Source organism: Bacillus sp. 7884-1 (assembly GCF_002272245.1).
In the GTDB taxonomy this organism is placed as follows: domain Bacteria; phylum Bacillota; class Bacilli; order Bacillales; family Cytobacillaceae; genus Neobacillus.
Genome location: NZ_NPDD01000205.1, coordinates 1 through 3,783, shown reverse-complemented (window position 1 = coordinate 3,783; position 3,783 = coordinate 1). Strand labels below are relative to the sequence as shown.

Below are 3,783 nucleotides of genomic sequence, written 5' to 3'. Positions count from 1 at the left end.
TTTTTCCTTCTTCACGGGCATCAGACGACAGCTCTGGTTCCCCCTTCAACCCCTTCTCCCTTCTTCACGGGCATCAGAAAGGGCCAGCCGCTCTGGTTCCCGCTCTACATCTTTTTCTTTCTCCCCGGGCATCAAACAGCCGCTCTGGTTCCCGCTCTACTTCTTGATCCATCTCCACGGGCATCAGACAGCCGCTCTGGTTCCCGCTCTACCTCTTTTTCCATCTCCACGGGTCTCAGACAGCCGCTCTAGTTCCCACTCTACCTCTTTCTCCATCTCCACGGGTATCAGATAGATACTTTGACTCCCGCACCACCCCATTTTTTCTTCCCCACAACCTATACCACAAAATAAAAAGCCCTTCATAAAAAGGACTTTTGTAATTATCTTTTTTTCTTTTTCGCTAGGTCTGCTGCTGTTAGCTTATTTTTAACAACTACTTTTTCTACCGTAATCTGTACATGGACATGTTTGTCATCAATCTGATTAACATCAGTGACCTTCCCTTTGCGACCTTTAACGGTAATCATTTCACCGACGGCCGGAACACTTCCAAGAAGCTGATTTAATAGTTCTATCTTGTTTTCAAAAAAATGAACAAGATACATATTCCTCACCTATTTCATATTGGATTCTTCCTTATAAAATATTTGATTCTCACCATTTTTAGACCAATAGCAGATAAGTTTAATTGACAGCTAGACACGATTTGGTCACAATAATAACAAGAAAACACTGTCTCCAAAAGAGAAACAGTGTTTTCTTCAAAACCATTATGGACTCTTTTCCAACACTTCTTAATCCTTCTTAGCGGGACGATTAGGAAGATAGTTGAAAGGGTCTATTTTTTTACTGCTGGCACTACTGGCTGCTGTGCAGGGAAGTAGTTGTTTACGGCTTGATCCTTTTTCTTCTCGTTTACGGTTTCAGCTTTTACAGCAGTCTTCGCTTTCTCAATCTCAGAATTAACCCCTTCCATGCTGACACCTTTTTTCACTAACTCTTCTGTTGCAAGGCGAATAGCATTGTTGGATTGTACAACTGACTCTCTTAAGGAATCCATTGAACCTTGTGGATTGTGGAAACCTGAGGAGTTTTCAGCAGCAACAATATCCCAGAACCATTGACCTTTACGGACAAATTCTTGAGCCTGTTTGATCTTATCTTGGCTGACTCCAGAAGTAATCATCTTATTAATATAATAGTGAGCTGTCGTTGAAATAACCTGTGCTTCATGTAATGCACTTACGTTTGCATCTTGGATTTCAATAACACGATCTTTTAATTTGTCTAAATCTCTATCACCATGACACTGTCCACAAGATGTATCCATCGTTTTAAGCGGTGAAGTCCAATAGTGTGAAGTAATTTTCCTTTTTCCATCTACACGCTCATATGGCATATGACAGTCCGCACAGGAAACATTTGCCTTACCATGTGTACCGCTAGCATGAGTTTCAAATTCAGGGTGCTGTGCTTTTAACATTGGGGCTCCTGAAATATTATGAACCCAGTCTTTTTCAAAGCCTTCTTCTTTAGCAATCGTATTATAGTATTCATACATTTCTTCAGGCTTAAATCCATTGTTCCATGGGAAGGTTACTTCACTATTATCCGCTGCGAAGTGGTACTCCACATGACACTGTCCGCAAACATAGCTGCGCATATCGTTTTTCGTTGGGTTGGAAGTATCAACTCCCTGAGCTTCTAAAGCCTTATAAAAGCTTGGACGTGTAACGCGTAAGTCCATTGTTTCGGGATCATGGCAATCTGAACATCCGATAGGTGAGTGTCCCATTGCTTCCCCTTTTGGCCAAATATCTTTATTAAAATTGGCTCCCCAATAATCGTCGCCCATTTCTTCAATCATTTGAGGTACTGCAGTTGATTTACAAGTATAACAAGAACCTACTGATTTGTCGGTAATACGCTTTACATCACGAATATCTTCAAGAGCATACACATGCCCGCGGTCTTCATTATATTCAGTGGCAAATCCATAGCCGTTAAAAAGAACTGGAAGTAAAGGTTCCTTATCAGGATCGTATTTACTGCGTTTTACAGAACCATTGTATTTTGTATCTTCCATTTTTTCATTCTTCATGTAGCTGTTATATTGAAGTGGAAATAATTCTTTAAAGGCCTCATTGCTTATTTCGTCTTTAGAAAGGCCTGTTGTACCCTTCACTTCCTTAGAACTTGCCGTTTTTTCACTTGCACCGTCACTGGAGTTGCTGCAGCCAGTAATGATGAGGACAAATACTAGTAGAAGGAGGGATGCCCCATAGCGGAACCTATTCATGCTTAAAATCCTCCCTTATTCTTTAATAGTTCACCGGACTTAGGTGGCTGATGGTAACTATCATCTTTAAAATCGCTTCCATGCGGTACTGTTTGGTGACATGACATACAGTTTTCCTTAGCGTCATGTGAGACATTATCAACTGTGCTCTTATGACACTCCGCACAGTTTTGGTTGATGACTCTTAATGTTCGTGTCGTCGCATAGATTCTATCTGGTATATCTTCGGTACCTAGTGTGTTGTAGAAAATATGTGTCATCCCGGCGCGTCCTTTAAAAAATAACTTTCCGACCTCACTCTCATGTGGCAAATGGCAGTCGTTACACTGCAATTCTGCATGAGTCGAATCCACAAATGACGTATACACAGACTTCATTGTATGACAGTTTTGACAAAAACCTGGTGAATCTAAGTAAGCCATTGTCTTGACTGTTCCGAATGAAAAGAGTACGCCAGCGATAAGAGCACCTAAAATTAATACCCTTTTATCAATTGCCAGCAATTTTTTAAACCCTCTTTTTAACATTCTTTCACCTCCCATAATATAAATATTTCTCTCTAATTTATTGAATAAAGTACGTGAGCACTTTATTGCCAAAAGGAATGGTCTTGCAAGATATCTCTAATCTCGTTTTCTTTTCATGAAGAAGGCGAATGCGCCTGCAGCTATTAAACCTATTCCACTAACTGCTGCGATTGAAAGGATAGCTGGACTTTCATTATTTTCCACAGTGTCACTCGGTTGTTGTTCTTGTTTCTCCATCATCTCGATAGTAGGTGTCGTTTCAGCTCGTTCATACGTAAGAGTAAAACGTTTCTCTTCTCCGGCTATTAAACCTTGAAAGAAATACGGGTGAACTCCCTTTTCATCGCCATGAGTATTTTTCTCTTCTGGTGCTGGATCAAGTACTACCTTTTCTGCCTTTAAGGGCTCTATGAATGAAACATTGAATAAGCCAATATCCGTAAAACTTTTAAATTGGTATGACAAGTTTTTCTTTTCATTTTCAACAATTATGTTATCTGTATAAAATTCAATAACGAATTTATAGATATCATTGGGTTGAATTTCTCCACTCGTTGTCCAGGAAACTGTTCCTTTTTCTTGATTTAGTATGTACTCTATTTCATACACCTTCGATAAGTCGCTTGAATAATCAGCAACATAGCCAATACGGAAGTTTTTATTTTCTACGGGAAGTGGGATTTCAATTTGCCCTTTTTGTGGCTGTTCAGAATGATTGCGCATGGTTCCTTGGTAGCCGATTAGTAATGGCGGATGCTCTTTTTTTACGTCATTTGGATGGTAGGCAAATTCAGGCATTACTTTTATTGAAAGTTCTTCCATACTCAAGATGTTTTGGTTTTCTTCTGCTGCGATTATTAAAGGGTTTAATAGCAGCAGTAAACATAGGAGAAAATTTATGTTAATTAGCAATTTTTTCATCATTCTTATTTCCCTTCTGTTTGTGAATAATTT

The 3,783-nt window shown here is 39.5% G+C and carries 5 protein-coding genes; all 5 read right to left on the bottom strand.

Annotated elements, in window-relative coordinates; all coding sequences use genetic code 11:
- Positions 1-183: 183 nt before the first annotated feature.
- Positions 184-321 carry a hypothetical protein gene (locus CHI06_RS29990; RefSeq protein ID WP_179292741.1) on the bottom strand — a complete coding sequence of 46 codons (138 nt, stop codon included), beginning with the start codon at positions 319-321 and terminating at the stop codon, positions 184-186.
- A 62-nt stretch (positions 322-383) separates the two neighbouring features.
- Positions 384-608, bottom strand: a complete 225-nt coding sequence (locus tag CHI06_RS22630) for a hypothetical protein (protein ID WP_095250827.1) — start codon at positions 606-608, stop codon at positions 384-386.
- 233 nt (positions 609-841) lie between these two features.
- On the bottom strand, positions 842-2,302 hold the full coding sequence (locus CHI06_RS22625; protein WP_095250826.1) for an ammonia-forming cytochrome c nitrite reductase subunit c552: 1,461 nt from the start codon (positions 2,300-2,302) through the stop codon (positions 842-844).
- 2 nt (positions 2,303-2,304) lie between these two features.
- Positions 2,305-2,844: a cytochrome c3 family protein gene (locus CHI06_RS22620; RefSeq protein ID WP_257009418.1), complete on the bottom strand. Its 540-nt coding sequence runs from the start codon at positions 2,842-2,844 to the stop codon at positions 2,305-2,307.
- A gap of 81 nt (positions 2,845-2,925) precedes the next feature.
- On the bottom strand, positions 2,926-3,783 hold an 858-nt coding region (locus tag CHI06_RS22615; protein ID WP_095250824.1), incomplete at its 5' end, for a hypothetical protein.